General features: G+C 67.5%; 21 protein-coding genes. 13 read left to right on the forward strand and 8 right to left on the reverse strand.

Going from position 1 to position 26,171, the window contains the following annotated elements; translation table 11 throughout:
* A partial coding sequence (locus AC5P9F_RS14525) for an integrase core domain-containing protein (protein ID WP_146257439.1) occupies positions 1–127 on the forward strand: 127 nt, incomplete at its 5' end.
* 130 nt (positions 128–257) lie between these two features.
* Entirely contained in the window at positions 258–1,862 is a 1,605-nt protein-coding gene (locus AC5P9F_RS14530) for a SulP family inorganic anion transporter (protein WP_005414293.1), read from the forward strand.
* 79 nt (positions 1,863–1,941) lie between these two features.
* On the opposite strand, the gene AC5P9F_RS14535 is transcribed toward AC5P9F_RS14530, so the two are convergent.
* Positions 1,942–2,652, reverse strand: coding sequence for a glutathione S-transferase (locus AC5P9F_RS14535; protein ID WP_005414292.1), 711 nt, complete (start codon positions 2,650–2,652; stop codon positions 1,942–1,944).
* A 170-nt stretch (positions 2,653–2,822) separates the two neighbouring features.
* Between AC5P9F_RS14535 and AC5P9F_RS14540 the strand changes: the two genes are divergently transcribed.
* Together AC5P9F_RS14540 and clpB are read left to right on the forward strand one after the other, a co-directional pair.
* Positions 2,823–3,644: a DUF3014 domain-containing protein gene (locus AC5P9F_RS14540; RefSeq protein ID WP_005414291.1), complete on the forward strand. Its 822-nt coding sequence runs from the start codon at positions 2,823–2,825 to the stop codon at positions 3,642–3,644.
* A gap of 181 nt (positions 3,645–3,825) precedes the next feature.
* A complete protein-coding gene (clpB, locus tag AC5P9F_RS14545; protein WP_012481080.1) occupies positions 3,826–6,411 on the forward strand; it encodes an ATP-dependent chaperone ClpB in 2,586 nt (861 codons plus the stop codon).
* Between the two features lie 72 nt (positions 6,412–6,483).
* Here clpB and AC5P9F_RS14550 read toward each other — a convergent pair whose 3' ends face one another.
* From AC5P9F_RS14550 to AC5P9F_RS14560, 3 genes are all read right to left on the reverse strand, one after another.
* On the reverse strand, positions 6,484–7,284 hold the full coding sequence (locus tag AC5P9F_RS14550; RefSeq protein WP_005414289.1) for a MipA/OmpV family protein: 801 nt from the start codon (positions 7,282–7,284) through the stop codon (positions 6,484–6,486).
* Between the two features lie 140 nt (positions 7,285–7,424).
* Positions 7,425–8,714 carry an ATP-binding protein gene (locus AC5P9F_RS14555; RefSeq protein ID WP_164225626.1) on the reverse strand — a complete coding sequence of 430 codons (1,290 nt, stop codon included), beginning with the start codon at positions 8,712–8,714 and terminating at the stop codon, positions 7,425–7,427.
* On the reverse strand, positions 8,711–9,448 hold the full coding sequence (locus AC5P9F_RS14560; protein WP_043035115.1) for a winged helix-turn-helix domain-containing protein: 738 nt from the start codon (positions 9,446–9,448) through the stop codon (positions 8,711–8,713). The genes AC5P9F_RS14555 and AC5P9F_RS14560 overlap by 4 nt, the downstream gene beginning before the upstream one ends.
* A 182-nt stretch (positions 9,449–9,630) precedes the next feature.
* On the opposite strand from AC5P9F_RS14560, the gene AC5P9F_RS14565 reads away from it, so the two are divergent.
* Positions 9,631–10,917, forward strand: a complete 1,287-nt coding sequence (locus tag AC5P9F_RS14565) for an O-acetylhomoserine aminocarboxypropyltransferase/cysteine synthase family protein (protein WP_005410771.1) — start codon at positions 9,631–9,633, stop codon at positions 10,915–10,917.
* A 330-nt stretch (positions 10,918–11,247) separates the two neighbouring features.
* On the opposite strand, the gene ybaL is transcribed toward AC5P9F_RS14565, so the two are convergent.
* Positions 11,248–12,945 carry a YbaL family putative K(+) efflux transporter gene (gene ybaL, locus AC5P9F_RS14570; protein ID WP_005414286.1) on the reverse strand — a complete coding sequence of 566 codons (1,698 nt, stop codon included), beginning with the start codon at positions 12,943–12,945 and terminating at the stop codon, positions 11,248–11,250.
* 237 nt (positions 12,946–13,182) lie between these two features.
* A complete protein-coding gene (locus AC5P9F_RS14575; protein ID WP_043035114.1) occupies positions 13,183–15,570 on the reverse strand; it encodes a TonB-dependent receptor plug domain-containing protein in 2,388 nt (795 codons plus the stop codon).
* A gap of 335 nt (positions 15,571–15,905) precedes the next feature.
* Here AC5P9F_RS14575 and AC5P9F_RS14580 point away from each other — a divergent pair, with 335 nt between their 5' ends.
* On the forward strand, positions 15,906–17,771 hold the full coding sequence (locus tag AC5P9F_RS14580) for an ABC-F family ATP-binding cassette domain-containing protein (protein WP_005414284.1): 1,866 nt from the start codon (positions 15,906–15,908) through the stop codon (positions 17,769–17,771).
* A gap of 78 nt (positions 17,772–17,849) precedes the next feature.
* Here the strand turns inward: AC5P9F_RS14580 and ampR are convergent, their stop codons facing one another.
* A complete protein-coding gene (ampR, locus tag AC5P9F_RS14585) occupies positions 17,850–18,716 on the reverse strand; it encodes a LysR family transcriptional regulator AmpR (RefSeq protein ID WP_005410767.1) in 867 nt (288 codons plus the stop codon).
* Between the two features lie 175 nt (positions 18,717–18,891).
* On the opposite strand from ampR, the gene blaL2 reads away from it, so the two are divergent.
* From blaL2 to AC5P9F_RS14600, 3 genes are all read left to right on the forward strand, one after another.
* Positions 18,892–19,803, forward strand: coding sequence for a L2 family extended-spectrum class A beta-lactamase (gene blaL2, locus AC5P9F_RS14590; RefSeq protein WP_012481073.1), 912 nt, complete (start codon positions 18,892–18,894; stop codon positions 19,801–19,803).
* Positions 19,804–19,888: 85 nt separating this feature from the next.
* Entirely contained in the window at positions 19,889–21,103 is a 1,215-nt protein-coding gene (locus tag AC5P9F_RS14595; protein WP_005410765.1) for a cation:proton antiporter, read from the forward strand.
* Between the two features lie 53 nt (positions 21,104–21,156).
* A complete protein-coding gene (locus AC5P9F_RS14600; RefSeq protein ID WP_043035113.1) occupies positions 21,157–21,798 on the forward strand; it encodes a hypothetical protein in 642 nt (213 codons plus the stop codon).
* A 49-nt stretch (positions 21,799–21,847) separates the two neighbouring features.
* On the opposite strand, the gene AC5P9F_RS14605 is transcribed toward AC5P9F_RS14600, so the two are convergent.
* The gene (locus AC5P9F_RS14605; protein WP_043035112.1) at positions 21,848–22,591 is read right to left on the reverse strand and encodes a DUF3011 domain-containing protein; all 744 of its coding nucleotides are present in this window, start codon (positions 22,589–22,591) and stop codon (positions 21,848–21,850) included.
* Between the two features lie 158 nt (positions 22,592–22,749).
* On the opposite strand from AC5P9F_RS14605, the gene aspS reads away from it, so the two are divergent.
* The 4 genes from aspS to AC5P9F_RS14625 all read left to right on the forward strand — a co-directional run bounded on the left by aspS (position 22,750) and on the right by AC5P9F_RS14625 (position 26,096).
* On the forward strand, positions 22,750–24,501 hold the full coding sequence (aspS, locus tag AC5P9F_RS14610) for an aspartate--tRNA ligase (protein ID WP_043035111.1): 1,752 nt from the start codon (positions 22,750–22,752) through the stop codon (positions 24,499–24,501).
* A 16-nt stretch (positions 24,502–24,517) separates the two neighbouring features.
* Positions 24,518–24,835, forward strand: coding sequence for a hypothetical protein (locus AC5P9F_RS14615; protein WP_005410761.1), 318 nt, complete (start codon positions 24,518–24,520; stop codon positions 24,833–24,835).
* Positions 24,836–24,866: 31 nt separating this feature from the next.
* On the forward strand, positions 24,867–25,388 hold the full coding sequence (locus AC5P9F_RS14620) for a GNAT family N-acetyltransferase (protein WP_005410760.1): 522 nt from the start codon (positions 24,867–24,869) through the stop codon (positions 25,386–25,388).
* A 75-nt stretch (positions 25,389–25,463) separates the two neighbouring features.
* The gene (locus AC5P9F_RS14625; RefSeq protein WP_099524746.1) at positions 25,464–26,096 is read left to right on the forward strand and encodes an esterase/lipase family protein; all 633 of its coding nucleotides are present in this window, start codon (positions 25,464–25,466) and stop codon (positions 26,094–26,096) included.
* The last annotated feature ends 75 nt before the right edge of the window (positions 26,097–26,171 follow it).

The following is a 26,171-nucleotide window of genomic DNA, read 5'->3' on the forward strand; positions in this document are numbered from 1 at the left end:
CCAGCGCAATTCCGTGCTGACCCAATGGCTGCACCACTACAACTGGCACCGCCCTCACATGGGGATCGGTGGCCAGCCACCTATTTCCAGAGTCCTGCTGAACAACGTGGTGGGTTTACACAACTAACAGTCGACTCTACCCGCGCCCAGCCACGAGGGGCTCCGCCGTTGGCTGGAACCCATCATTCCACGACGGAATTGGCGCGCTGGCCCCGCTGGGCCTACCATCGGCGGTCCCCACCCCCACCGCCCCTTCCATGTCCGCTCCCGCTTCCGCCGCACCGCGTCGCTGGTTCGTCGCCGGCGACTTCAACGGCTTCTTCGGCCTGGTCGTCGACAACCTCTCCATCCTCGGCTTCATCGCCATGGCCCTGGTCGGGATCTTCCAGTTTCCCGCCGACGTGGTGTTCGGCCGCATGTTCCCCGGCACCGCCTTCGGCGTGCTGGTCGGTAACCTGCTGTACACCCTGATGGCGCTCCGGCTGGCCGCGCGTACCGGCCGCGACGGTGTCACGGCCATGCCGCTCGGTCTGGATGCACCGACCAGCATCGGCATGGCGCTGCTGGTGCTCGGCCCGGCCTTCATCGCGTTCAAGCAGCAGGGCATGGACCCGCACGCTGCGGGCATCGCCACTTGGCAGCTGGGCATGGCCGCGCTGGTCATCATGGGCGTGCTCAAGTTCGTGCTGTCGTTCTTCGGCGAAGCGGTCACCCGCGCGCTGCCGCGAGCCGCGCTGCTGGGTTCCATCGCCGGCATCGCGCTGGTGCTGATGGGCCTGCTGCCGCTGCTGGAAACGCTGCGCTCGCCGCTGGTCGGCTTCACCACGCTCGGTTTGCTGCTGTACGTGCTGATCGCCAAGGGCAAGCTGCCGGTGCGTGGCCCGGGCGTGCTGCTGGCCTTCGTGTTCGGCACCGTGCTGTATTACGGCCTCGGCCTGGCCGGGCTGGGCGCACCCGGCTTCCATGTACCGGAGTGGGTGCCGCCGCAGGTGGTGCTGCCGCTGCCGACACTGGGCTTCCTCGACGGCCTGCCCACCGCGATGACCTACCTGCCGCTGCTGCTGCCGTTCGGCCTGCTGATGGTGGTCGGCGGCATCAACGTGTCTGAAAGCGCGCGCGCAGCCGGCGACGACTACCGCACCCGCGACATCCTGCTGGTGGAAGCGGTGGCCACGCTGGTGGCCGGCGTCTGTGGCGGCGTGGCGCAGACCACGCCCTACATCGGCCAGCCGGCCTACAAGCACATGGGTGCGCGCAGCGGCTACACGCTGCTGACCGGCCTGTTCGTCGGCATCGGCGGCATGCTCGGCATCATCTCCGGGCTGGTGCAGTGGCTGCCGCTGGCGGTGCTGGCACCGATCATCGTGTACGTGGCCATCGATATCACCACCCAGGCCTTCCAGGCCACGCCGCGTCACCACACCGGTGCGATGGTGTTCGGTTTCCTGCCGTCGGTGGCGTACCTGCTGGCGATCAAGGCACCCGGCTGGATCGCGCCGGACCAGCTGCCGCAGCTGCTGACCAAGCTCGACGGCCATGGCCTGCCCGAGCTGGCGGTGATCTTCACCCTCGGCAACGGCTTCATCATCACCTCGATGCTGTGGATTTCGGCGGTGGTGGCGATGGTCGATGGCCGCCTGCGCCGTGCCTGCGGCTTCCTGCTGGTGGCTGCGGTGCTGACCCTGTTCGGCCTGATCCACTCGGTGGATCCGCGTGGTGGCATCTACCTGCCGTGGGAGCTGGACGGCCTGGCGCGCATCATCAGCTGGCAGTTCGCTGGTGCCTACGTGGCACTGGCGTTGCTGCTGGGGTTGCTTTCGCTGCAGAAGCAGCCGGTGCAGCCGCTGGGTGAAAACAACTGACCCAACGGTAGTGCCGGCCGCTGGCCGGCATCCTCATGGGCTTCGGCCGGATCGTGCAGCTGCCGGCCAGCGGCCGGCACTACCGTTCGGCGTCCAGTTCCGGGTAGTGGCGGAAGATGCCGTTGGTGTTGAACGGCAACCGCCGCTCCGAGGCCAGATAGGCGGCGATGTTCGGCCGCTTTGCCACCCGCTCCTGCAGCGCACGCAGCAGGGGCAGGGTCGGCGCCAGTGCCTGCATGCGGCGCGGGAACATGTAGTCCAGTCCGCTCAGCAGCTGGAACAGCGACAGATCAACATAGGAATGCTCGCGCAGTGCGTGGCGGCCACCATTGGCGGCCAGCACCTGCTCGAAGTAGCCGAGGAACTTCGGCAGCCGTTCGCTGCGCAGTGAGGCGGCCCGTGCCTTGGCTTCGGTCTTTTGCTCTTCGTAGTACTTCGATGCGGCAATTGGATGGTGGGTGTCGTGCACCTCGGCTACCAGGTCGGCGATGGTCAGCTGCAACTGCAGTGCCTGCACCCGCCGCGAGGCCGCCTGCGGCACCAGGTCCAGCGTCGGGCCGAGGAAATCCAGGATCGCGGCGACCTGTGCAATGACCTGGCGGCCCGCCTTCAGGAATGGCGGTGCGAAGGGCTGCGCACCTTCACTGCCGCCATCGAGAAACGGCTGCATCACCGCATCGCCGTGCACCCGCGCCATGTCGATGTAGTCGGCACCGGCGTCCTCCAGCGCAAGCCGCACGAACTCGCCACGGCCCTGGATGCCGGTCCAGTAATACAGCGCGTACTGCATGGCAGTGCCTCCACAGAACAAGGCTCACAGCCTCGCGCGCTGCATGCAAAGCAAGTGTGAGCACGGCCTTGCTGCAGGCCTCAACCCGAACGGCAGCGGAACAGGCGGGGAACCGGCTGCAATCGGTGGGGTCACACCTTCACCATGCGTATGGAACGAGGTGCTGCATCATGCAGAGTGGAAAGGCGGTATGGCCCTGGGTGTTGGGCGTGGTGGTGATCGGTGGTGCCGGTGGTTGGCTGTTCCGCGATCAGCTGAAGCGCCTGGCAGACGGTGTTTCGGTGCCGGTGCAATCAACCCCCGCCAGTACCAGCGCGCCGCCACAACCGCAGGCGGCCGCGGAACCCGCGCCAGCACCGCCCGCGATCAAGCATCCGCTGGATACCGAGGCCGCCGCCGATCCGGCGCTGCCCAAGCTGGCTGACAGCGATACGGCCGCCTGGGGTGCATTGAGCCAGCTGTTCCAGGGCGAGGGGCCACTGACCCTGCTGCTGCGCGACCACCTGATCCAGCGCCTGGTTACCCAGCTCGACAACCTGGACAAGCCCAGCGTGCCGCCGACCGCGCTGGCCGCGCGGCCGCTGCCGGGCAGCCTGCAGGTCGAACCCGCCGAGGGCGGCGAACGCATCGCCGCCAGCAACGCGGCGCGCTATGCGCCCTACGTGCAGGCCTTCACCGCGCTGGACCCGGCGGCAACGGCTACCGCCTACAAGCGCTTCTATCCGCTGATCCAGCAGGCCTATGTGGACCTGGGCCGGCCCGACGGGTACTTCAACCACCGCCTGGTCGCGGTGATCGACCACCTGCTGGACACCCCGGAACTGGCCCAGTCCCCAGTGGTACAGCGCGATGAACGCGGCCGCTACCGCTTTGTCGATCCCACCCTGCAGTCGCGCTCGATCGGGCAGAAGGCGCTGCTGCGGATGGATGCCGCCCAGGCGCGGGCGGTCAAGCAGCAGCTGCGGGCGATCCGCAGCGCGATCACCCGCTGAGCCCGTTCACCGCGTGGAACTGATCGGGATCAACGCGCCGACCACACCGGTTCCGGCATGCTGGCCGAAGCCTGACTGGCCTCGGGGTGCAGTCGCAGCCACCCTTGAAACCGGGTGGGGCAACCGCATCTTTCCAGCATCGCCGGCGCGGGCCGGCCCTGATGACCGATGAGGATTCGCAATGCGGATGGACAAGCTCACCTCGCGTTTCCAGCAGGCGCTGGCAGACGCACAGTCGCTGGCCGTGGGCCGCGACAACAGCATCATCGAACCGGTTCACCTGTTCAGCGCGCTGCTGGACCAGCAGGGCGGCAGCACGCGTCCGCTTCTGGCCCAGGCCGGGGTGAACGTGCCGGTACTGCGCGAGCGCCTGACCGAGGCGCTGGATGCGCTGCCGAAGGTGTCCGGCCAGGCCGGCAACGTCTCGATGGGCAACGACCTGGGGCGCCTGCTGAACCAGACCGACAAGCTGGCCCAGCAGCACGGGGATGCCTTCATTGCCAGCGAGTGGTTCGTGCTGGCGGCGCTGGACGACGGCGGCACGCTGGGCATGGCGCTGCGCGCCGCCGGTGCCGACAAGACGCGCCTGCAGGCGGCCATCGACAAGCTGCGCGGCGGCGAGAACGTGCAGTCGGAGAATGCCGAGGAACAGCGCCAGGCGCTGGAGAAATACACCATCGACCTGACCGCGCGTGCCGAGAGCGGCAAGCTCGACCCGGTGATCGGCCGAGACGAGGAGATCCGCCGCACCATCCAGGTGCTGCAGCGCCGGACCAAGAACAACCCGGTGCTGATCGGCGAACCCGGCGTGGGCAAGACCGCGATCGTGGAAGGGCTGGCCCAGCGCATCATCAACGACGAAGTGCCCGAAGGCCTGCGCGGCAAGCGCGTGCTGTCGCTGGACATGGGCGCGCTGATTGCCGGGGCCAAGTTCCGCGGCGAATTCGAGGAGCGTCTGAAGGGCGTGCTCAACGACCTGGCCAAGAACGAGGGCCAGATCATCCTGTTCATCGACGAACTGCACACCATGGTCGGCGCCGGCAAGGCCGATGGCGCGATGGATGCCGGCAACATGCTGAAGCCAGCGCTGGCACGCGGCGAGCTGCACTGCATCGGCGCCACCACGCTGGACGAATACCGCAAGTACATCGAGAAGGATGCTGCGCTGGAGCGTCGCTTCCAGAAGGTGTTCGTGGGCGAGCCGTCGGTGGAGGACACCATCGCGATCCTGCGCGGCCTGAAGGAAAAGTACGCCGTGCACCACGGCGTGGAGATCACCGATCCGGCCATCGTCGCGGCTGCGACGTTGTCCAACCGCTACATCACCGACCGCCAGCTGCCGGACAAGGCCATCGACCTGATGGACGAAGCCGCCTCGCGACTGCGCATGGAGATCGACTCCAAGCCGGAAGAGCTGGACCGCCTTGAGCGCCGGGTGATCCAGCTGAAGATCCAGCGCGAGATGCTGAAGAAGGAGAAGGACGAAGCCTCGCGGCAGCGCCTGGCCGACCTGGAGAACGACATCGACGGGCTGGAGCGCGAGTTCTCCGACCTCAATGAAATCTGGAAGTCGGAGAAGGCCGCGCTGCAGGGCGCGACCAAGATCAAGGAACAGGTCGAGCAGGCCAAGCTGGAGCTGGAGGCCGCGCAGCGCCGCCAGGATTTCGCCAAGATGAGCGAGATCCAGTACGGGCTGCTGCCGCAGCTGGAAAAGCAGCTGGCCGCGGCCCAGGAGGCCGAGCACAAGGACTTCAAGCTGGTGCAGGACCGCGTGACCGACGAGGAGATCGCCGAGGTCGTATCGCGCTGGACCGGCATCCCGGTCAACAAGATGCTCGAAGGCGAGCGCGACAAGCTGTTGCGCATGGAAGAGGTGCTGCACAACCGCGTGGTCGGCCAGGAAGAAGCGATCAAGGTCGTCTCCGATGCCGTGCGCCGTTCGCGTGCGGGCCTGTCCGATCCGAATCGCCCGGCCGGCTCGTTCCTGTTCCTCGGCCCGACCGGCGTCGGCAAGACCGAGCTGTGCAAGTCGCTGGCCGAGTTCCTGTTCGACAGTGCCGACGCGATGATCCGCATCGACATGAGCGAATTCATGGAGAAGCACAGCGTGGCCCGCCTGATCGGCGCGCCTCCGGGTTACGTGGGCTACGAGGAAGGTGGCTACCTGACCGAGGCCGTGCGTCGCCGTCCGTACTCGCTGATCCTGCTGGACGAAGTGGAGAAGGCGCATCCGGATGTGTTCAACATCCTGCTGCAGGTGCTGGACGATGGCCGCCTGACCGATGGACAGGGCCGTACCGTGGACTTCCGCAACACCGTCATCGTGATGACCTCGAACCTGGGCTCGCACCAGATCCAGGACATGAGCGCCGACGACAGTCCGGAGGCCTACACGCAGATGAAGGCGGCGGTGATGGGCGTGGTACAGGCGCACTTCCGTCCGGAGTTCATCAACCGCCTGGACGACATCGTGGTGTTCCACCCGCTGGACAAGCAACAGATCAAGCAGATCGCGCGCATCCAGATGCGTGGGCTTGAAAAGCGGCTGGCCGAGCGCGGGTTGAAGCTGGCGGTCTCCGATGCGGCGTTCGACCTGCTCGGCAACGTCGGCTTCGATCCGGTCTATGGCGCACGCCCGTTGAAGCGTGCAATCCAGTCGCAGCTGGAGAATCCGCTGGCACAGCAGATCCTGTCGGGTGCTTTCGTCAACGGCGATACCATCGAAGTCGGAAACGACGGCGGCCGCCTGGTATTCGCCAAAGCGTGATTCACACGGGGCGCCGCCTGGCCGCAGCGCCCCGTTTCCTGCGGAGTATGCCGGGCCATGCCCGGCGCTCACTCAGAAGCGGTGCGTATAGCCGCTCATCAAGCCGAACTGGTTCGCCTTCTGCACGATCGGGCTGTCGGCGGCATCACCGAGCAGGCGCGTGCCTTCGGCCGAGATGTACCAGTTGCCGTTGCGGCCCACGCGGTGGCTCCACTTCAGACCGACACCGGCACTGACCAGGCCGGCCTTTGGCTTGTGCTCGGCAAAGCCGGTACGCGCCGCCTGTTCCGGGCTGACGCCGTACCAGGTCTGCATGTAGCCGCGGTTGCCGTAGTCGGTGGACACGCTGCCGCTGACCACGCCGCCGGCCAGGTCGAACAGCGGCATGCTCAGGTTCAGATGGATCTGCTGGGTGGCCAGGCCGTTCTCGGCCTTGTCCTCGTCCTTGCGGGTGAACTGCCAGGAGCCGCTCAGCACGGCTTCGCCCAGCGTATAACCAGCCGAGATGCCGACCAGGGGACGGGTATCGATATCACCCATGCCGCGCAGGAAGTCGGAACCGCCGAGCAGCGAGTCCTTTTCCTTGCGGATGCCGCTGGCGCCGACATACGCGCGCACGCGGGTGTGCTCGCCGATGGAGGTGCCCCAGCCAATGCCACTGGTGCCCAGAAACCATCCACCCGGCGAGGTGACATCAAAGGACAACGACGGCGTCGCACGATACTCCTCGCTGCCGCTGTAGCGCGGCGCCACGCCACCGCCGGCAGCGACCTCGAAGGTCCAGTGGTCATCCTTGGCGTGGGCGATCGGTGCGGCGAACAGCGGCAACAGGGCCAGGCAGAGCAGGGCGGGGGAACGGCGAAGCTGGGACATGGAAACTCTCGACAATGGGAGGAAGGCAGCACGCGCATCCGGCGAGTGCTGCAGGGTCGCTAGCGTGGCGATACGCCGGCGACCGATCCGTCCGCAGTTGTGCGGGAGTTGTAATCAACTGTAATCGCGCCCAGGGGCGTTCAGCTGGCAGCCAGCGGCCAGTGCATTTCCATGCGCGCGCCGCCCAACGTGGCGCGGCTGATGCGAAGCTCGCCGCCGTGGCGGACGGCAATGCGGCTGACGATGGCCAGGCCCAGGCCGAAGCCCCCCGTATCGCGGCTGCGGCTGTCATCCAGGCGGGTGAACGGGCGCATCACCTTCTCGCGATCGGCTTCGGCAATGCCGGGACCGTCGTCATCCACACGCAGGCAGGCGCGGCCGCTGACACCGACCAGCGAGACTTCCACCTGCGAACGCGCATGGCGCAGCGCATTGCCCACCAGATTGCTGAGTGCCAGCTGCAGCAGGCGTGGTTCGGCATCCACCCGCGGCAACGCACTGGGCTGCACGCGCAGTACCACCCCGGCACGTTCGGCATCGCGGCGCGCATCGGCCAGGCAGGCCTGCAGCCAGTCGTTGGCTTCGATGCGCTGCATCGGCTCGCCCTCGCTGGGATGCTCCAGCCGTTCGTAAGCCAGCAGTTCGCTGACCAGCCGGTTGAGTTCGGCCAGATCGCCGTGCAGGCCCCGCGCCAGCCGTTCGCGGCGTTCGCGGTCATCGCTGTCCTGCATCAGGTCCAGGCCGAAGGCCACGCGCGCGATCGACGTGCGCAGCTCGTGCGAGATCGCATGGGTCAGGTCGCGTTGGCGCTGCACCAGTTCGGCCACGCGTGCCGCCATGCGGTTGGAGTGGTCGACGATGACCCGGATCTGCGAGCGTGGCGAGACCTGGGCACGTGCCTGCAGATCGCCCGAACCGATGCGGTCGGCATGCCGGCGCAGCGCTTCCAGGTCGCGCCAGAGCAGGCGCACCCACGCGTACAGGCTGGCGCCCACCAGCAGCAGGATGCTGAGGTAGGCGGCGATGGTCATGTACGTCGTCATCTGCACCGCGCCAGGCAGGCGCAGGTGCAGCCAGCGGCCATCGCTGCCCTCGATGGGCAGCAGGACCTGCTGGTATTGATCGCGCACGATGAAACCATCGGCCTTCACGGCCACCTGTTCCTGCGCGTCGAGTGCGGGAGGTTTGTCGAGCAGGGTCAGGGCGATGCCGTAGTGTGGCTGCCACTGCTGCAGGCGCTCACGCTGCTGGTCGGCATCCAGGCCGGCCAGGCCACTGCGCAGGGCGTACACCTGACCACGCACCTGCTGGACGAAGACGCGATCCTGCACGGGCGTGTAGATGCCGTCCAGGATGTGGTTGAGGAAGAACACCGACACCAGGAAGCAGGCACCCGTGATAAACCACAACCACAGGAACAGCCGCTTCATGCCGTCCAGGCCGACGGATTGAACTGGTAGCCACGGCCCCACACGGTCTTGATCCGCCGCGGTTCGCGCGCATCATCGCCGAGCTTGCGGCGCAGCTTGCCGATGCTGACATCGACACTGCGGTCCAGGCCGTCAAAGCCGATGCCGCGCACCGCCTGCAGGATCTGGTCGCGCGAAAGGATCTGCCCCGGCTGGCTGGCCAGCAGCCACAGGATCTCGAATTCCGTGGTGCCCAGCTCGACCGGCTGACCGTGCAGGTGCACTTCGCGCTGCATGCGGTCGATCAGCAGTTCGCCATGCATCAGACGGCTGGGTGTACCGGTGTTGCTGCTGCCATGACGGCGGCGCAGCAGGGCGCGCAGGCGGGCCAGCAGCAGGCGCGGCTCGATCGGTTTGTGCACATAGTCATCGGCGCCCGATTCCAGGCCCAGCACCTGCTCGATGTCGTCTTCGCAGGCGGTCAGCATCAGGATCGGCACGTCGGAGAAACCGCGGATCTGCCGGCACACGTCGATGCCGCCGAGGCCGGGCAGCATCAGGTCCAGTACCACCAGCTCGGGCGCATGCTGGCGGCAGGCCGCGCCGGCAAGGTCACCGCGCGCCACATGCTGCACGGCGAAACCATGTTCGTGGAGATAGTCGCTGACCAGTTCGGCCAGGCGACGGTCGTCCTCCACCAACAAGACCTGGGTCGGGGTACCGTTGGCGGTGGGTGTCCAAGGGGATGGCTGCATGCGCGTGGGGCCTCCGTGCCCGGGCAGGAGCGCCCGGCGGCGAAGCCTATCAACGCCCCGTGACCGCTGCCTGAATCGCGGCCAACCTGATAACCCCCGGTATGGACGTCATCGCCAGCAGCTTTCAGCGGCCGGCGACGGCTGGCCTATGGTGGCGGTTTCCCCGGATGGAGCCTGGCGCAATGAGCGACCCGCAGTGGCAACTGGAAACCCTGGCCGTACACGGCGGCTACCGTCCCGACCCGACTACCCGCGCGGTGGCGGTGCCGATCTACCAGACGGTGGCGTATGCCTTCGATGACACCCAGCACGGCGCCGACCTGTTCGACCTGAAGGTACCGGGCAATATCTATACGCGCATCATGAACCCCACCACCGACGTGCTGGAGCAGCGCCTGGCCGCGCTGGAAGGCGGCATCGGTGCGCTGGCGCTGGCCTCGGGGCAGGCCGCGATCACCTATGCCATCCAGACCATTGCAGAGGCCGGCGACAACATCGTTGCCTCCAGCGCGCTGTACGGCGGCAGCCTCAACCTGCTGGCGCACACGCTGCCGCAATACGGCATCCAAGCGCGCTTTGCTGATCCGGCTGATCCTTCTGCGTTCGCCGCGCTGATCGACGAGCGCACCAAGGCGGTGTTCGTCGAATCGATCGGCAACCCGCGCGGCAACGTCACCGACATCGCTGCGATTGCGGAGGTCGCGCACGCCGCTGGCGTGCCGCTGATCGTCGACAACACCGTGGCCACGCCGTTCCTGCTGCGCCCATTCGAGCACGGCGCCGACATCGTGGTGCATTCGCTGACCAAGTACCTGGGCGGCCACGGCACCAGCCTCGGCGGCGCGATCATCGATTCCGGCCGCTTCGACTGGACCGCACAGCCCCAACGCTTCGCGCGGCTCAACCAGCCCGACCCCAGCTACCACGGCGTGGTCTATACCGAAGCCCTGGGGCCAGCGGCCTACATCGGCCGCGCGCGGGTGGTGCCGCTGCGCAATACCGGCGCTGCGTTGTCGCCGTTCAATGCGTTCCTGATCCTGCAGGGCATCGAGACCCTGGCCCTGCGCATGGAACGCATCAACGCCAACGCACTGGCCGTCGCGCAGTTCCTGAAGTCACACGCAAAGGTGGCGTGGGTGCGCTATGCCGGGCTGGCCGACGATCCCGAGCACGCCGCCGCGCAGCGCTATCTGGGTGGGCACGGCTCGGGCGTGCTGACCTTCGGCCTGCCGGGCGGGCGCGAGGCAGGCGCACGTTTCCTTGACGCGCTGAAATTGTTCACCCGCCTGGTCAACCTGGGCGATGCGAAGTCACTGGCCACCCATCCCGCCTCGACCACCCACCGCCAGTTGGATGCGGCGGAGCTGGCCAAGGCCGGCGTCAGTGAAGACACCGTGCGGCTGTCGATCGGCATCGAACATATCGGCGACCTGCGTGCCGACCTGGAGCAGGCCCTGGCCGGCGCCTGATAGCCACACGCTTGGTCGTCATCGCCACAGGCGATCACCACCGGCGCCGCGATGGGTTACGGTGGAACTGCCTCTCCAAGGCGTGGCAACGTGGCGATCCAGATCCCCGGTCGATGCGGGTCGACCGGGGATTTTTTTGTTTCCGGGGTCAGATCCGTTTTCCTGTGGAAAACGGATCTGACCCCATGCGCCGCCGTGTCGACCAAGGTCGACACCCACCAACAGCAGCCGGGACGCGCCCCGCCATCCAACGGAGAGTGAGCTTTTGCCGTTGCCGTTGACGTTGATTCGGCAGGTGCAGGGCTGCAAGCCCTGCCGCACGCACACCCCTCACACCACCGGAATACTGTGCTGGCCCAACCCGCGATACGGCGGCGTGGCCATCACCATCTCCGCCAGCGAATACGCCAGCTCACGTTCGGCCATCACCGTGCCATCCGCACCGTGTTCCAGCAGATGCTTCACCTCGGCGTCGCTGTGCGCACGCGCCAGCAGGGTCAGGTCCGGGTTGATCGCCCGCAGCTTGGCCAGCGCCTCACCGGCTTCCAGCGGCTGCGGAATCGCCAGCACCGCGATCTTGGCCCGCTCAGGATGGGCCTCGGCCAGCACCCGGTCGGCAGCGGCACTGCCGCGGATCGCCGCCAGGCCCTTGGCGTGCGCCTGCTCGACGTGTTCCTTGTTGTCATCGATCACCAGCACCGGCACGCCACGGTCGCGCAGCACCTGCGCCAGTTCGCTGCCCACCCGGCCATAGCCGATCACGATGGCGTGGTCATGCAGGTCGCGCGACGGGCCGATCGCTTCGGGCGGCTCGGGTACCTGCGGAGACTGCTCCTGCTTGGCCTGCCAACGGTCGAGCAGGCCGAACACCAGCGGGTTGAGCATGATCGACACCAGTGCCCCGGCCAGCACCAGCGACTGGCCTTCCTTCGGCAGGATCTGCAGCGCCACGCCGAGGCCGGCGATGATGAAGGCGAACTCGCCGATCTGCGCCAGGCTGGCCGAGATGGTCAGCGCGGTGCTGGTCGGGTGGCCGAACGCACGCACGATGAAGAACGCGGCGGCCGACTTGCCGAACATGATGATCAGCACCGTGGCCAGCACCTGCCACGGGTGCTGCACGATGATGTTGGGGTCGAACAGCATGCCGACCGACACAAAGAACAACACCGCGAACGCATCGCGCAGCGGCAGCGAATCATGCGCGGCCTTGTGGCTCAGCTCCGATTCGTTGAGCAGCATGCCGGCAAAGAACGCGCCCAGCGCGAACGAGACGCCGAACAGCATCGCCGAGCCGAACGCCACGCCCAGCGCGATCGCCAGCACGGACAGGGTGAACAGCTCACGCGAACCGGTACCGGCGATGCGTTCCAGGATCCACGGGATGACCCGGCGCCCGACCACCAGCATCACCGCCACGAACAGGCCCAGCTGCACGAAGGTCCAGCCGATGTCGGCCAGCACGCTGCCCAGCGAGTGCGATTCCTTGGCCGCGTCGGGGCCGAACACGCCGGCCATCACCGGCATCATCACCAGTGCCAGCACGCAGGCCAGGTCTTCGACGATCAGCCAGCCGACCGCGATCTTGCCGCGCATCGTCTCCAGCAGGCGGCGTTCTTCCATCGCCCGTAGCAGCACCACGGTGCTGGCGGTGGCCAGCGAGAAACCGAAGATGACGCCATGGATGGCCGGCCAGCCCATCAGCGAGGCCACGCCCCAGCCGAGCAGGGTGGCCACTGCGATCTGCCCAATGGCACCGGGAATGGCGATGGCCTTGACCGCCATCAGGTCCTTCAGCGAGAAGTGCAGGCCGACACCGAACATCAGCAGCATCACGCCCAGTTCGGCCAGCTGGTTGGCCAGCGCCTGGTCGGCGACGAAGCCGGGGGTGAACGGACCTACGCAGATGCCAGCAACCAGGTAACCGACCAGGGGAGACAAGCGGAGCTTGTTGGCCAGCGCGCCGAAGATGAAGGCGAGCCCCAGGCCAACGGCCACGATGTTGATCAGGTCGGTGTCATGGTGCATCGGCACTCGCAGAAAGCAGGGGGATACCCCGATTTTCACCGAAGCGGCCAGATACGGCAAACCCGCCGTCCACGTGCCGTGGCCGGAGGGTTTGCCCACGCATTTCTCTTCTACCCCCGCCTTCGGAGCGCCCCTTCAACAAGAAGGGGCTCTCCTCCAGATGCGGCGAGGGGATGCCGGCCAGCGGCCGGCACTACCAGAGCGGCGCCGGGCAGGGCCCGGCACGCCCGTTACCGCTTACCAGGTGTACTTGATCCGCCCGTACACATACGCGCCGTTGAAGCCGAACGGCGAGTAGTTGCTGTACGGCAGCATGCCGAAGGTCGAGTTCTGCAGGTCTTCGGTGCGGTCCGGGTACTTGTCCAGCAGGTTGTCGGCGCCCACGGTCAGGGTCCAGTTGCTGCTCGGCTTGTAGCTGGCCGAGGCATCCACCACCCAGGCGTCGCCGTAGGTCTGGTCACGCAGCGCGGTGGCCGAGTTGCGCACGGTGAATTTGCCGTAGCGGGTGGCGGCCAGGCCCAGTTCCCAGTGGTCCGAACGCCAGGTGCCGCTCAGGATCGCCTTGTCGCGCGGGTAGCTGTCCTCGATGCGGCCAATTTCGTCGCGACCGATCAGCGACTGGGTCAGGCCCAGCGTTCCGAACACCGCCGGGGTGCCGCCAACGCGGCGCACTTCGGTGTCGTTGTAGCTGTATGCAGCGGTCAGCTCCAGGCTGCTGGCGTTGAACGGCACCGTATAGCTGGACACGAAGTCGACGCCACGGGTGCGCGTATCCAGGCCGTTGGTGAAGTAGGAGAACGCGGTCACCTGCGGCAGGCCCAGGGTGCCCAGCAGCGCGCTGGTGGCCGCGTTGGTGGTGATGCTGGACGACAATGCGATGCGGTCATCGATGTCGATCTGGTAGGCGTCGACGGTGATGTACAGGCGGTCGACCGGCTGCAGCACCAGGCCCAGGCTGTAGGAGGTGGAGGTTTCGGCCTTCAGCGGCGAGGCGCCCAGCGCCTGTGCGGCCGGGCTGGTGGTCGGGAAGGTACCGCGCTCGACGAACACGCCATTGAGGAACTGGCTGGTGACCGCCTGGTAGCCCTGCTGCGCCAGCGACGGTGCACGGAAGCCACTGGAGGCGGTGGCCCGCAGCGCGACCTTGTCGGTGAATGCATAGCGCGCCGACAGCTTGCCGGAGAAGCGGTCGCCGAAGTCCGAGTAGTCCTCGTAGCGGCCGGTGATGCCGGCCGAGAACTTCTCGGTCAGGTCCGCTTCCAGGCCAGCATAGACCGCGTAGTTGTGGCGGTCGGCATGCACTTCATTGGTCGGGGTGAAGCCCGCGAAGCCCTGCGCGCCGCTGCCGGTGTACGAGTTCAGTTCGCCCGGGTTCTGGTCCCACTTTTCCTTGCGGTACTCACCACCGAAGGACAGCGTGACCGGGTAGGCCAGGCCCCAGTCCAGCGACTTGGTCAGGTCGGCATTGAAGATGTCCTGCTGGTACTTCAGCGTGCCGTCATAGAACGAGCGCGGGCTGGTTGCGCCGAGGCTGTAGTTGATGCTGTTGCGGGTGTGGAAGTCGAGGGTGTTCTCACCGTGGTTCAGGCTCAGGTCCCAGGTCCAGCCGTTGTCGGTGTTGCCCTTGACCCCGGCCACCAGCGAGCGGTCCTTCGAATACTGGTTGATCTCCGGCACGAAGCCGTCGGGGTAGGTCTGTGCCAGCAGCGCGCTCTGTCCGCTGTGGTTGCGCGAACGGTAGAACGCGAACGAGGTGATGTCGCGGTTGCTGAGCAGCGCGCTGGCGTAGCCGGTCACGTGGTCGCTGAAGTCGAAGCTGGCGTTGGCCGACGCGGCGGTGGCATCCACGCGCGGGTCGCCGACGATGAAGGTCTTCTGGCCGATGCTGGGGAAGTTGCCGGTGTTCGGGGTGGTGCCGCGGTACGGGCCGGCGCGGTTGCTCTCGTCCTGCTGGCTGATCTGGCCAGCCACGTGCACGCGACCACGGCCGTTGCCGAACTCGACGCCGGTATCGCCGGAGAGCTGGTACTTGTTGCCGTCACCGGCCGAGTACTGGCCGTAGTCCACGGCCAGGCTGCCGCCACGGCCGCTGCCCTTGAGCACGATGTTGATGACGCCTGCAATGGCGTCCGAGCCGTACTGTGCCGACGCACCGTCGCGCAGCACTTCCACGCGCTCGATGGCGGCGATCGGGATCGCATTGATGTCCACCGCCGACGAGCCACGGCCGATGCTGCCGTTGACGTTGATCATCGCCGAGGTATGGCGGCGCTTGCCGTTGACCAGCACCAGCACCTGGTCCGGCGACAGGCCGCGCAGCTGCGCCGGGCGCACGCCACTGGTGCCGTCGGTCAAGGCCGGGCGCGGGAAGTTCAGCGAGGGCAGGGCGCGTGACAGTGCGGTGGCCAGTTCACCGGTGCCGGTGGACTGCAGCACTTCAGGGGTGATGATGTCGATCGGCGACTGCGATTCGGCGACGGTGCGGTCGGCCACGCGGGTGCCGGTGACGATCACCGTGTCCAGGGTGTTGGCGGCGGTGCCGGCCTGCTGGGCAGCGGCAACGAACGGAGAGCCACCGAGTGCGACAGCGACGGCGGCGGCGATCAGGCTGGTCTTGCGGGTCATCGGGATGGGGCTCCGGTTGGCGGGGGTGGCACCGGAATCGACATCACGGGGGTGAGGCGGACGGCGGTTGTTGCGGTGCGCAAGGCAGGAATTAACGGGATATTCAGTGCCTGTCAAATGGTTGCAACAGGAAAAAACGTTGCAGCAGCAACCATTTAGCGGCAGAGGGCAGCGGCGGGAGGTGGGGCCCGGGGGCTGCGCGGGGCCGACGAGGGAGAGAGTTGGCCTGCCGCCGCGCATCCCGGGGCGCGTCAAGTATTCGTTAACGCTAGAATTACGTCGCAGGAACAGTGCTCACCAGCACATTCCATCCGGTTATATGGACCCCTCCCCCGATGATCTCCCTTCGTAATTTCGCCTTGCGCCGCGGCGAGCGGCTGCTGTTGTCCAATGTCGACCTGACCCTGCACGCCGGTTACCGGGTGGGCGTGGTCGGCCGCAACGGTGCTGGCAAGTCCAGCCTGTTCGCGGCGGTGAAGGGCGAGCTGGAGGCCGACAAGGGTGACGTCGACCTGCCCGGCAAGGTCCGTATCGCCAGCGTGGCCCAGGAAACCCCGTCGCTGCCGGACCCGGCGCTGAGCTTTGTGCTGGGCGGGGATACCGATGTGGCTGCGGTGCTGGCTGAAGAGGCTGAAGCAACCGCGCGCGAAGATTGGGAGGCGGTGGCCAACGCGCACACGAAGATGGCCGAGATGGGGGCCTACGACGCCGAAGCGCGCGCCGGCAAGCTGCTGCACGGCCTCGGTTTCCCGGCCGAGACCCACCACCGCGCGGTGTCCTCGTTCTCCGGCGGCTGGCGCGTACGCCTGAACCTGGCCCGCGCGCTGATGATGCCCAGCGACCTGTTGCTGCTGGACGAACCGACCAACCACCTGGACCTGGACGCGGTGTACTGGCTGGAGCAGTGGCTGCTGAAGTACCCCGGCACCCTGCTGTTGATCTCGCATGACCGCGAGTTCCTCGACAACGTGGCCACCCACACCCTGCACCTGCACGGCGGCGGCGCCAAGCTCTACCCGGGCGGTTATACCGATTTCGAGCGCCAGCGCGCCGAACAGCTGCGCCAGCAGCAGATCGCGCACGAGAAGGAACAGGCCGAGCGCGCCCACCTGCAGAGCTTCATCGACCGCTTCAAGGCACAGGCCAGCAAGGCCGCGCAGGCGCAGAGCCGCATGAAGCGCCTGGCCAAGCTGGCCGGCACCGAAGCAGTGCGCGCCGAGCGCGAGTTCCGCATCGAGTTCGCGCCGCCGGCCAAGCTGCCGTTCTCGCTGATCCGCCTGAACCATGTCGAGGCCGGCTACGGCAAGGATGCAGTGATCCTGCACAACGTCGGCTTTGGTCTGGAAGCGGGCCAGCGCATTGGCCTGCTCGGCCCGAACGGTGCCGGCAAGACCACCCTGGTGAAGACCCTGGTGGGCGAGCTGGCGCCGATCGTCGGCGAGCGCATGGCGCACCCGGACCTGAAGATCGGCTACTTCGCCCAGCACACGGTGGAGTCGCTGCACGAAGGCCAGTCGCCGATGGAGCACTTCCGCGAGATCGCCCCGGACGCACCGAACCAGTCGTTCCGCGACTTCCTCGGCAAGTGGAACTTCCCGGGTGACCGCGCGTTCGAGCCGGTCGATGGCTTCTCCGGTGGCGAGCGCGCACGCCTGGCGCTGGCGCTGATCGCCTGGCAGCAGCCGAACGTGCTGCTGCTGGACGAACCGACCAACCACCTTGACCTGGAAATGCGCGAAGCGCTGGCCGAAGCATTGGCCACCTTCGAAGGCGCGATCGTGATGGTCTCGCACGACCGCCATCTGATCGGCCTGGTCTGCGATACCTACTGGCGCGTGGCCGATGGCGTGGTCGAGCCGTTCGATGGCGACCTGGATGCCTACGCCGCGTGGCTGCGTACCCGCCCGCAGGCGCAGGGCACCAAGGCGCGCATGGAACAGGTGGAAGAGCCGGTGGTGGTCAAGACCGCCCCGGTGGCGCAGGTGGTGCAGAAGAAGCCGGTGAACCCGCACAAGCTGGCCGCCGCTGAAGCCAAGGTGGCCGAGCTGGAAGGTGCCCTGGCCGAGCTGGACCGCCAGCTGGCCGACCCGGCCAACTACGCCGATGCCACGCGCATGGCCGTGCTTGGCCGCGATCGCGAAACCGCCGCCGCGCAGCTGGAAAAGGCCGAAGCCGCCTGGATGGAACTGCTCGAGTCCTGACCGGTAGTGCCGGCCGCTGGCCGGCAGCGCGATGCGCCCACAACGATCAAGGGATTGCCGGCCAGCGGCCGGCACTGCCTACCCGCCCTGTGCCTGCAGCCATTCGCGAAAGCGCCTGGCCGGCTCACGTTCGGCACGCGATCGCAGCCGCGTCAGCCAGTAGCGCCCCAGCTCCAGCGTGGTGCTGAACGGCTGCAGCAGGCGACCCTCGGCCAGTTCCTGCTCGAACATGCGCAGCGGCAGCAAGGCCACACCGGCGCCACCGGCGGCCGCCATCGCGACCGTCAACGAGGAATCGAATACCGGCCCGCGCGCTTCCACGCCGCTGACCCCGGCCGCCTGCAGCCAGCGCGGCCATTCGTCGCTGCGGTAGGAACGAAGCAGCGGCAGCGTGCCCAGGTCGCGTGGCTGTTTCAGGCGCCGCGCCAGCGCCGGTGCGCACAGCGGTGCAAACGGCGCGTCGAGGATCGCCGTGCACGCCTGGCCCTGCCAGTCGCCATCACCAAAGCGGATCGCCAGGTCCAGCCCTTCTCCGGCCAGGTCGATGCGGTTGTTGTGGGTCTGCAGGCGCAGCTCGATGTCCGGGTGCGCTGCCTCGAACGCGGCCAACCGTGGCAGCAGCCAGCCGGTGGCGAAGGTGCCGACCACGCCCAGGGTCAGCACTTCACGCGCAGGTCCGCCGGTGTAACGCGCGATGCTGGCGGAGATGCGCTCGAACGATTCGTTGAGCACCGGATACAGGGCCGCGCCTTCATCGGTGAGCGCCACGCCGCGCGGGAGGCGATGGAACAGGCGGATGCCGAGCCGGTCCTCCAGCCCACGGATCTGGTGGCTCAGTGCGGCCTGGCTGACACACAGCTCCAGCGCGGCACGGGTGAAGTTCTGGTGGCGGGCGGCGGCCTCGAAGGCGCGCAGCGCGTTCAGTGGCAGGGTAGGGTGCAACATCGCGCAGTCGTGAGCTGGAGTGATGGATGATCCTAACGCTTCAACGAGACATTTCGGAAAATTAAGGGGTTGAATGCGTCAGGCATTAATTGAACTAATGTCTCTCGCAGATTTTTTGCGCTGGTCGCCCCCGATCAAGGCTTCAATAATCGAGCAGTCCCCCAGGAGAACCCGCATGCTCGCCCGTCGCCGATTCCTGCAGTTCAGTGCTGCCGCCGTGGCTTCCTCGCTTGCCTTGCCGCTGCTGGCACGTGCAGCGGGCAAGGCCACCGCCAACGCACCCACCGATGCCGCCATCACCGCCGCCAGTGATTTCGCCGCGCTGGAAAAGGCCTGCGCCGGACGCCTCGGCGTGACCCTGCTGGACACTGCCAGCGGTCGCCGCATCGGTCATCGCCAGGACGAGCGCTTCCCGATGTGCAGCACCTTCAAGAGCATGCTGGCGGCCACCGTGCTCAGCCAGGCCGAACGCATGCCGGCATTGCTGGACAGGCGCGTGCCGGTGGGCGAGGCCGATCTGCTCTCGCATGCACCGGTCACCCGCCGCCACGCCGGCAAGGACATGACCGTGCGCGATCTGTGCCGTGCCACGATCATCACCAGCGACAACACCGCCGCCAACCTGCTGTTCGGCGTGGTCGGTGGCCCGCCCGCAGTGACCGCGTTCCTGCGCGCCAGCGGCGACACGGTGAGCCGCAGTGACCGCCTGGAGCCGGAGCTGAACAGCTTTGCCAAGGGCGACCCGCGCGACACCACCACGCCGGCGGCGATGGCCGCGACCCTGCAGCGCGTGGTGTTGGGCGAGGTACTGCAACCGGCTTCGCGGCAGCAGCTGGCCGACTGGCTGATCGACAACGAAACCGGCGACGCCTGCCTGCGCGCGGGCCTGGGCAAGCGCTGGCGCGTGGGTGACAAGACCGGCAGCAATGGTGAAGACGCGCGCAACGACATCGCCGTGCTGTGGCCCGTAGCCGGGGGCGCCCCGTGGGTGTTGACGGCTTATCTGCAGGCAGGTGCGATCAGCTACGAGCAACGCGCTAGCGTGCTGGCACAGGTGGGGCGGATTGCCGACCGGTTGATCGGATGAGGTAACCGGGGTCATTCAAACGTGGCTTGCCGGATCGGTTCGGCGCGCGCATCCTGCGCGCGTTCGAACCACACGGAAGTCCCCCATGAGCCATGAACTGATCTACCTGCTGCTGATCTTCGCGCTGCTGGTGATCCCGCGCGCGCTGCAGCGTTTCAGCCTGCCCGCGCCGCTGACCTGCCTGCTGTTCGGCATCATCGGCATGCTCTGGCTGGGCGACCAGGCCCATGATGCGGTGATCGGCCTGCTGGCCACGCTGGGCATTTCCTCGCTGTTCCTGTTCGCCGGCCTGGAAGTGGACCTGCAGGCGCTGCGCCGTGGCATGTGGCCGCTGCTGGCGCACCTGGTGATCCGTACCGGCACGCTGTTCGGCGTGGGCTGGCTGGCCTGGCGTTATGCGGGGCTGCCGTGGCAGGCCGCCGGCCTGCTGGCGCTGGCGCTGCTGACGCCGTCCACGGGCTTCATCATGGACTCGCTGTCGCGGCTGGGCCTCAGCGAAGACGAGCGGTTCTGGGTGACCAGCAAGGCCATCGCCGGTGAACTGCTGGCGCTGGCGGCGTTGTTCATCGTGCTGCAGGCCGGTGATCCAGGGCACATGGCGTTGTCCAGCCTGGCACTGCTGGCGATGATGATCGGCCTGCCGCTGCTGTTCATCGCGCTGGGCCGCTGGGTGGCACCGCACGCGCCGGGCTCGGAATTCTCGCTGCTGGTGATGGTCGGCATGGTGGCGGCCTACATCACCTACCTGCTGGGCGTGTACTACCTGGTTGGCGCGTTCATCGCCGGCCTGGTCGCGCGCCTGCTGCACCAGCGCATGCCGCTGCTGGCCTCGCACGAGAACCTGCACGCGCTGCGCCTGTTCGCCTCGTTCTTCGTGCCGTTCTACTTCTTCAACGCCGGCACCAAGGTGCCCGCCGAAGCGCTGAGCTTCGAGGCGCTGGGGCTGGGCATCGTGATCACCCTGGTGGTGCTGCCGCTGCGCATCGGCGTGGTCTGGCTGCAGCGCCGGGTGATGTTCGGCGAGAGCTTCCGCAGCAGCTTGCGGGTCTCGCTGGCGCTGGCACCGACGCTGATCTTCACCCTGGTGCTGGCGGCGATCATGCGTGAGCGCTTCCAGATTCCGGCGGTGCTGTTCGGTGCGCTGCTGCTGTACGCGGCGCTGACCACGCTGCTGCCGTCGCTGGTGTTCCGTACACCGTTTGACGTTGATCCGGTGGAGCAGGAGCCGGCCGGCGAGGGCGAGGCCGCACCGGTGGCGGCGACCGAAGCACTGCCGGCAGCACCGTCTGCCGAGCGCTGAGCGGGACTGGCGCGCGGTTTGCGCCCATCGTCCATGGCCGTTAGGGTTGGGGCATGAGACCGATTGCCGTTGCCACTACCGCCGCCCTCCTGCTCAGCCTCGCTGCGTGCACGCAGCGCTCCGATACAGTCGCTCATGACCTGGCGACCGCACCGGCCGATGCGTTCATGGCCGCCGTCGCCGCACATTGCGGCCAGGCCTACGTCGGCAAGGTGGTGGAGGACACGCCTGCACCGACCTCCAAGGATCCGTTCGCCGGGCAGCGCCTGGTCATGCATGTGCGCGGCTGCGCCGACCCGGCGCACGAGCTGCGCATCCCGTTCCATGTCGGTGATGACCACTCGCGGACCTGGGTGCTGACCCGCACGCCGAACGGGCTGCGGCTGAAGCACGACCATCGCCACGAAGACGGCAGCCCCGACGCGATCACCCTGTACGGTGGCGACAGCACGCCGCCGGGCACCGCCGAGCGCCAGCAGTTCCCGGCCGATGCCGATTCGGTGGCGATGTTCCGCCGTGCCGACATGCTGGCTTCCACGCACAACACCTGGGCGATGGAGATCGATCCGGACCAGACGTTCGTCTACGAACTGACGCGCCCGGATGGCCGCCGCTTCCGCGTGCAGTTCGACCTGAGCAAGCCGGTCGACCTGCCGCCTGCACCGTGGGGCGACGACACAGCACCCGCGCCGTGATCCCGGGGTCGGATCCCTCCTGCGGAGGGCTCTGACCCCAACCCTGCACTCATCGCGTGCCGAAGCGCGCCCGGCAGCCGTTGCTCACCCACACCTGGCCACGCGAATAGCCCCAGCTGCGGCCTTCCTGGCAGGCGCTGCCCGACAGCTGCTGCTGCAGCACCGGCCGGCCCTGGCGCTCGTCCCAGTCGCAGGTCTGCGAGCGGTTGTTGTTGCTGCTGCAGGTGATCGAATAGTTGCTGTTGCCGCCTCCCCAGCCACCGCCACCACCGCCCCAGCCGCGGGCTTCGGCGAACTCCGCGCGGCAGCCGCTGCTGACCCACACCGCGCCGTTGCGCACGCCCCAGGTGCGGCCTTCGTCGCAAGGGCTGCCGGACAACTGGCGGACCAGGCGGGCATTGCGCCAGCCGACCGGGCAGCTGCGCTCGCGGTTGTTCTGGCTTTCGCAGCGGATGGTCTCGCCGGGCCGACCGTTGTTGCCTCCCCAGCCACCGCCATTGCCGCCGCCCCAGCCACCACGGGCCTCGACGAACTCGGCGCGGCAACCATTGGTGACCCAGATGCTGCCATTGCGGCTGCCCCAGGAGCGCCCTTCCTCGCAGGGGCTGCCAGACAACTGACGGACCAGCTGCGCGCCGCGCCAGCCGGTGTTGCAGACCCGTTCGCGGTTGCTCTGGCTTTCGCAGCGGATCACCCCGTTCTGCGCAGAGGCGGACGGGGCGGGCAGGGCAAGGGTGCCCAGCGCACCCAGGCTGAGGGTCACGGCCAGGCTGGCCAGGGACAGCGGTTTCATGTCGGCATCCCATACGGTGGCAGGTGCCCGACTATAGGGAGGGGGACGATCAAGCCGGTGTGACTGGCCGGATTTGCCCCAGCCGGGGCCTCGGCCGCAGAATACGAGGCTTTCCGGCCCCCATCCGGTGCCGGCGTTCTCCAGCGGAGCTTCCCCCCATGCGTACCCACTTCTGCGGCCTGGTCGACGAGACCCTGATTGGCCAGACTGTCACCCTCGCCGGCTGGACCGACGTGGCCCGTAACCAGGGCGGCGTCTGCTTCATCGATCTCCGCGATCATGAAGGCATCGTGCAGGTGACGGTGGAGGTCGACAATGCCGAAGTGTTCGCGGTGGCCGCGTCGTTGGGCTACGAGGATGTGCTGCAGGTGGAAGGCGTCGTGCGTGCCCGCCACGCGGTGAACGACAAGATGCGCACCGGCAAGGTGGAAGTGATCGCCACCGCCATCACCGTGCTGAACAAGGCTGCGCCGCTGCCGTTCCACGCCCACGAGAACCCGGGCGAGGAAACCCGCCTGAAGTACCGCTACCTGGACCTGCGCCGCCCGGAAATGCAGCGCATGCAGCGCACCCGCATCAAGCTGGTGCAGGCGCTGCGCCGCCACCTGGACGAAAAGGGCTTCCAGGACATCGAAACCCCGATCCTGACCAAGGCCACCCCGGAAGGCGCACGCGACTTCCTGGTGCCGGCGCGCATGCACCCAGGCGAGTTCTACGCACTGCCGCAGAGCCCGCAGCTGTTCAAGCAGATCCTGATGGTGGCCGGCTTCGACCGCTACTACCAGATCGCGCGCTGCTTCCGCGACGAGGCCCTGCGTGCCGATCGCCAGCTGGAGTTCACCCAGCTGGACATGGAATTCGCCTTCGTCCGCGAGCGCGACGTGCAGGATTTCGTCGAGGACATGATCCGCGCCATCTTCAAGGAAGTGGTGGACGTGCAGCTGGACGCCAGCTTCCCGCGCATGACCTGGGCCGAGGCCATGCGCCGCTACGGCTCGGACAAGCCGGACCTGCGCATCGCGCTGGAGCTGGTGGACGTGGCCGAACTGGTCAAGGACAGCGAGTTCCCGGTGTTCACCGGCCCGGCCAATGATGCCGAGGGCCGCGTTGCCGCGCTGCGCATCCCGGGCGGTGCGTCGCTGTCGCGCAAGCAGATCGACGAATACGCCGCGCATGCCGCCAAGTACGGCGCCAAGGGCCTGGCCTACATCAAGATCGCCGACAACGGCGAAATCAGCTCGCCGATCCAGAAGTTCTTCAGCGAAGCGTCGTTCGCCGCGCTGGTCGCCCACGTCGGCGCCGGCAACGGCGACATCGTGTTCTTCGGTGCCGGCGGCTACAACAAGGTCTCCGACTTCATGGGCGCGCTGCGCCTGAAGGCCGGCAAGGACTTCGGCATGGTCGCCGACGGCTGGGCGCCGCTGTGGGTCACCGACTTCCCGATGTTCGAGTGGGACGAGGAAGAACAGCGCTACGTCGCCCTGCATCACCCCTTCACCGCACCGGCCGTGGACGACATCGCCGACCTGCGCGCCAATGCCCGTACCGCCGTTTCGCGCGGCTACGACATGGTGCTCAACGGCAATGAGATCGGCGGCGGTTCGATCCGTATCCACCGTCCGGACATGCAGAGCGCGGTGTTCGAGCTGCTGGGCATCGGTGCCGAAGAAGCCCGTGCCAAGTTCGGCTTCCTGCTCGACGCGCTGAACTACGGCGCGCCGCCGCACGGTGGCATCGCCTTCGGCATCGACCGCATCGCCGCGCTGATGGCCGGCACCGAGTCGATCCGCGACGTCATCCCGTTCCCGAAGACCACTGGTGCACAGGATCTGATGACCGACGCGCCGTCGCCGATCGTCGACGCGCAGCTGGCCGAAGTGCACATCCAGGTTCGCCCCAAGACCAACTGATCAGGAGATCCAGGCAATGACCGAGTTTGCGTTTTCGCTGGAGTGGGAAAAGCTGGGCAATGAAGGCTCCGAGGCCAACCTGGTCACCGAGCGTGCACGCGTGTTCGGCGGTTGGCTGGTCCGCGTCGGTACCAACCCGGCCGCGATGGCCCTGACCTTCGTCGCCGACGGCGAAGGCCGTTGGGATGGAGAAGACTTCGGCGTCGAGGATTACGAGGACGACGAAGAGGAAGAGTACGACGAGGACGAGGAAGGCGAAGAAGACGAGGACGAAGAGGAATACGAGGAAGAGGACGAGGAAGACGAAGAAGCGGAATCGTCGGAAAAGGCTTGACCGCCCCTCCGCGCTGACGTCAACTTGCTGCATGTATTCCATCCGCCGCGCCACCGTGGACGACGCGCCGACCCTGTCGGCGCTGGCCGCCCGCACGTTCACCGAAACCTTCGGCCATCTGTATCCGCCGCAGGACCTGCAGGCCTTCCTTGAGGAGGCCTACACGGTCGAGCGCCAGCGCGTGATCCTGGCCCACCCGGATTACGCGGTGTGGCTACTGGAGCTGGACGGGGAGGCGGTCGGCCATGCCGCCGCCGGTCCCTGTGGCCTGCCGCACCCGGACGTGAAGCCCGGTGACGGCGAACTCAAGCGCCTGTACCTGATCAAGACGCAGCAAAGCTGCGGCTGGGGCAGCCGCCTGCTGGAAACCGCGCTGGCCTGGCTGGAACACGAGGGCCCGCGCACCCTGTGGTTGGGCGTGTGGTCGGAGAACTTCGGCGCACAGCGCTTCTACGCCCGCTACGGTTTCGAGAAGGCCGGCGAATACCTGTTCCCGGTGGGCGACACGAACGATCTCGAATTCATCCTGCGCCGCGCACCGCGCGCGGCCTGATGTTCACTGCCGCTTGCTGCGCGCGCGTGTTCAATCACCGTACGTTCCTGCCCCGCTGACCGCCAGGCTGTTTGCATGATTCCCCCCGTATTGCTGCTGCATGGCATCTGGAATGCCCGCGCCTGGGTCGGGCCGCTGGCCTGGCGCCTGCGCGCGCGCGGCTTCCAGGTGCACGCGTTTGGTTATTCCTCGGTGTTCGGTGGCCCGGACGTGGCCGTACCGCAGCTGCTGGAGCGGCTGGCCGACGCCGGCCCGCTGAGTTTGGTCGGCCACAGCCTGGGCGGGCTGCTGGCGCTGGAAGCGCTGCGGCGCAATCCGCAGCTGCCGGTGCAGCGCGTGGTCTGCCTGGGCTCGCCGCTGCGCGGCAGTGGCACCGCGCGCTCGTTGTCCGATCATGGCTGGGGCCTGGCGCTGGGGCGCAGCAGCGAGCTGCTGCTGGACGGCCTGCCGGACTGGCATGGCAAGGCCGAGGTCGGGCTGATCGCCGGTTCGGTGCCGCATGGTCTGGGCAGCCTGCTGGGCGCGATGGACGACGCCTCCGATGGCACTGTGGCCCTGGCCGAAACCCGCCTGCCGGGCCTGACCGATCATTGCGTGGTGCGCACCAGCCACAGCGGCCTGGTCGTGTCGCCGGATGCCGCGCGGCAGACCGCGCATTTCCTGCGCCACGGCCAGTTCGACCACAGCCGCGACGCCGCCGCCGCGTAATCTGGTAGGGGCGACCGCCCTGGCTCGGTGGGTGCGAACCGTCCTGCCCTAGTGGGTGCGAACCGTTGGTTCGCA

The organism is Stenotrophomonas sp. YJH_SMC_4, from assembly GCF_059371575.1.

What these genes read in the sequence shown, in the direction of transcription:
- AC5P9F_RS14575 (WP_043035114.1), bottom strand. Translation starts at nt 15,570, where the DNA reads ATGACCCGCAAGACCAGCCTGATCGCCGCCGCCGTCGCTGTCGCACTC.
- aspS (WP_043035111.1), top strand. Translation starts at nt 22,750, where the DNA reads ATGCGTACCCACTTCTGCGGCCTGGTCGACGAGACCCTGATTGGCCAG.
- AC5P9F_RS14535 (WP_005414292.1), bottom strand. Translation starts at nt 2,652, where the DNA reads ATGCAGTACGCGCTGTATTACTGGACCGGCATCCAGGGCCGTGGCGAG.
- clpB (WP_012481080.1), top strand. Translation starts at nt 3,826, where the DNA reads ATGCGGATGGACAAGCTCACCTCGCGTTTCCAGCAGGCGCTGGCAGAC.
- AC5P9F_RS14595 (WP_005410765.1), top strand. Translation starts at nt 19,889, where the DNA reads ATGAGCCATGAACTGATCTACCTGCTGCTGATCTTCGCGCTGCTGGTG.
- AC5P9F_RS14560 (WP_043035115.1), bottom strand. Translation starts at nt 9,448, where the DNA reads ATGCAGCCATCCCCTTGGACACCCACCGCCAACGGTACCCCGACCCAG.
- AC5P9F_RS14625 (WP_099524746.1), top strand. Translation starts at nt 25,464, where the DNA reads ATGATTCCCCCCGTATTGCTGCTGCATGGCATCTGGAATGCCCGCGCC.
- AC5P9F_RS14555 (WP_164225626.1), bottom strand. Translation starts at nt 8,714, where the DNA reads ATGAAGCGGCTGTTCCTGTGGTTGTGGTTTATCACGGGTGCCTGCTTC.
- blaL2 (WP_012481073.1), top strand. Translation starts at nt 18,892, where the DNA reads ATGCTCGCCCGTCGCCGATTCCTGCAGTTCAGTGCTGCCGCCGTGGCT.
- AC5P9F_RS14580 (WP_005414284.1), top strand. Translation starts at nt 15,906, where the DNA reads ATGATCTCCCTTCGTAATTTCGCCTTGCGCCGCGGCGAGCGGCTGCTG.
- ampR (WP_005410767.1), bottom strand. Translation starts at nt 18,716, where the DNA reads ATGTTGCACCCTACCCTGCCACTGAACGCGCTGCGCGCCTTCGAGGCC.
- AC5P9F_RS14605 (WP_043035112.1), bottom strand. Translation starts at nt 22,591, where the DNA reads ATGAAACCGCTGTCCCTGGCCAGCCTGGCCGTGACCCTCAGCCTGGGT.
- AC5P9F_RS14565 (WP_005410771.1), top strand. Translation starts at nt 9,631, where the DNA reads ATGAGCGACCCGCAGTGGCAACTGGAAACCCTGGCCGTACACGGCGGC.
- AC5P9F_RS14550 (WP_005414289.1), bottom strand. Translation starts at nt 7,284, where the DNA reads ATGTCCCAGCTTCGCCGTTCCCCCGCCCTGCTCTGCCTGGCCCTGTTG.
- AC5P9F_RS14540 (WP_005414291.1), top strand. Translation starts at nt 2,823, where the DNA reads ATGCAGAGTGGAAAGGCGGTATGGCCCTGGGTGTTGGGCGTGGTGGTG.
- AC5P9F_RS14530 (WP_005414293.1), top strand. Translation starts at nt 258, where the DNA reads ATGTCCGCTCCCGCTTCCGCCGCACCGCGTCGCTGGTTCGTCGCCGGC.
- AC5P9F_RS14600 (WP_043035113.1), top strand. Translation starts at nt 21,157, where the DNA reads ATGAGACCGATTGCCGTTGCCACTACCGCCGCCCTCCTGCTCAGCCTC.
- ybaL (WP_005414286.1), bottom strand. Translation starts at nt 12,945, where the DNA reads ATGCACCATGACACCGACCTGATCAACATCGTGGCCGTTGGCCTGGGG.
- AC5P9F_RS14620 (WP_005410760.1), top strand. Translation starts at nt 24,867, where the DNA reads ATGTATTCCATCCGCCGCGCCACCGTGGACGACGCGCCGACCCTGTCG.
- AC5P9F_RS14615 (WP_005410761.1), top strand. Translation starts at nt 24,518, where the DNA reads ATGACCGAGTTTGCGTTTTCGCTGGAGTGGGAAAAGCTGGGCAATGAA.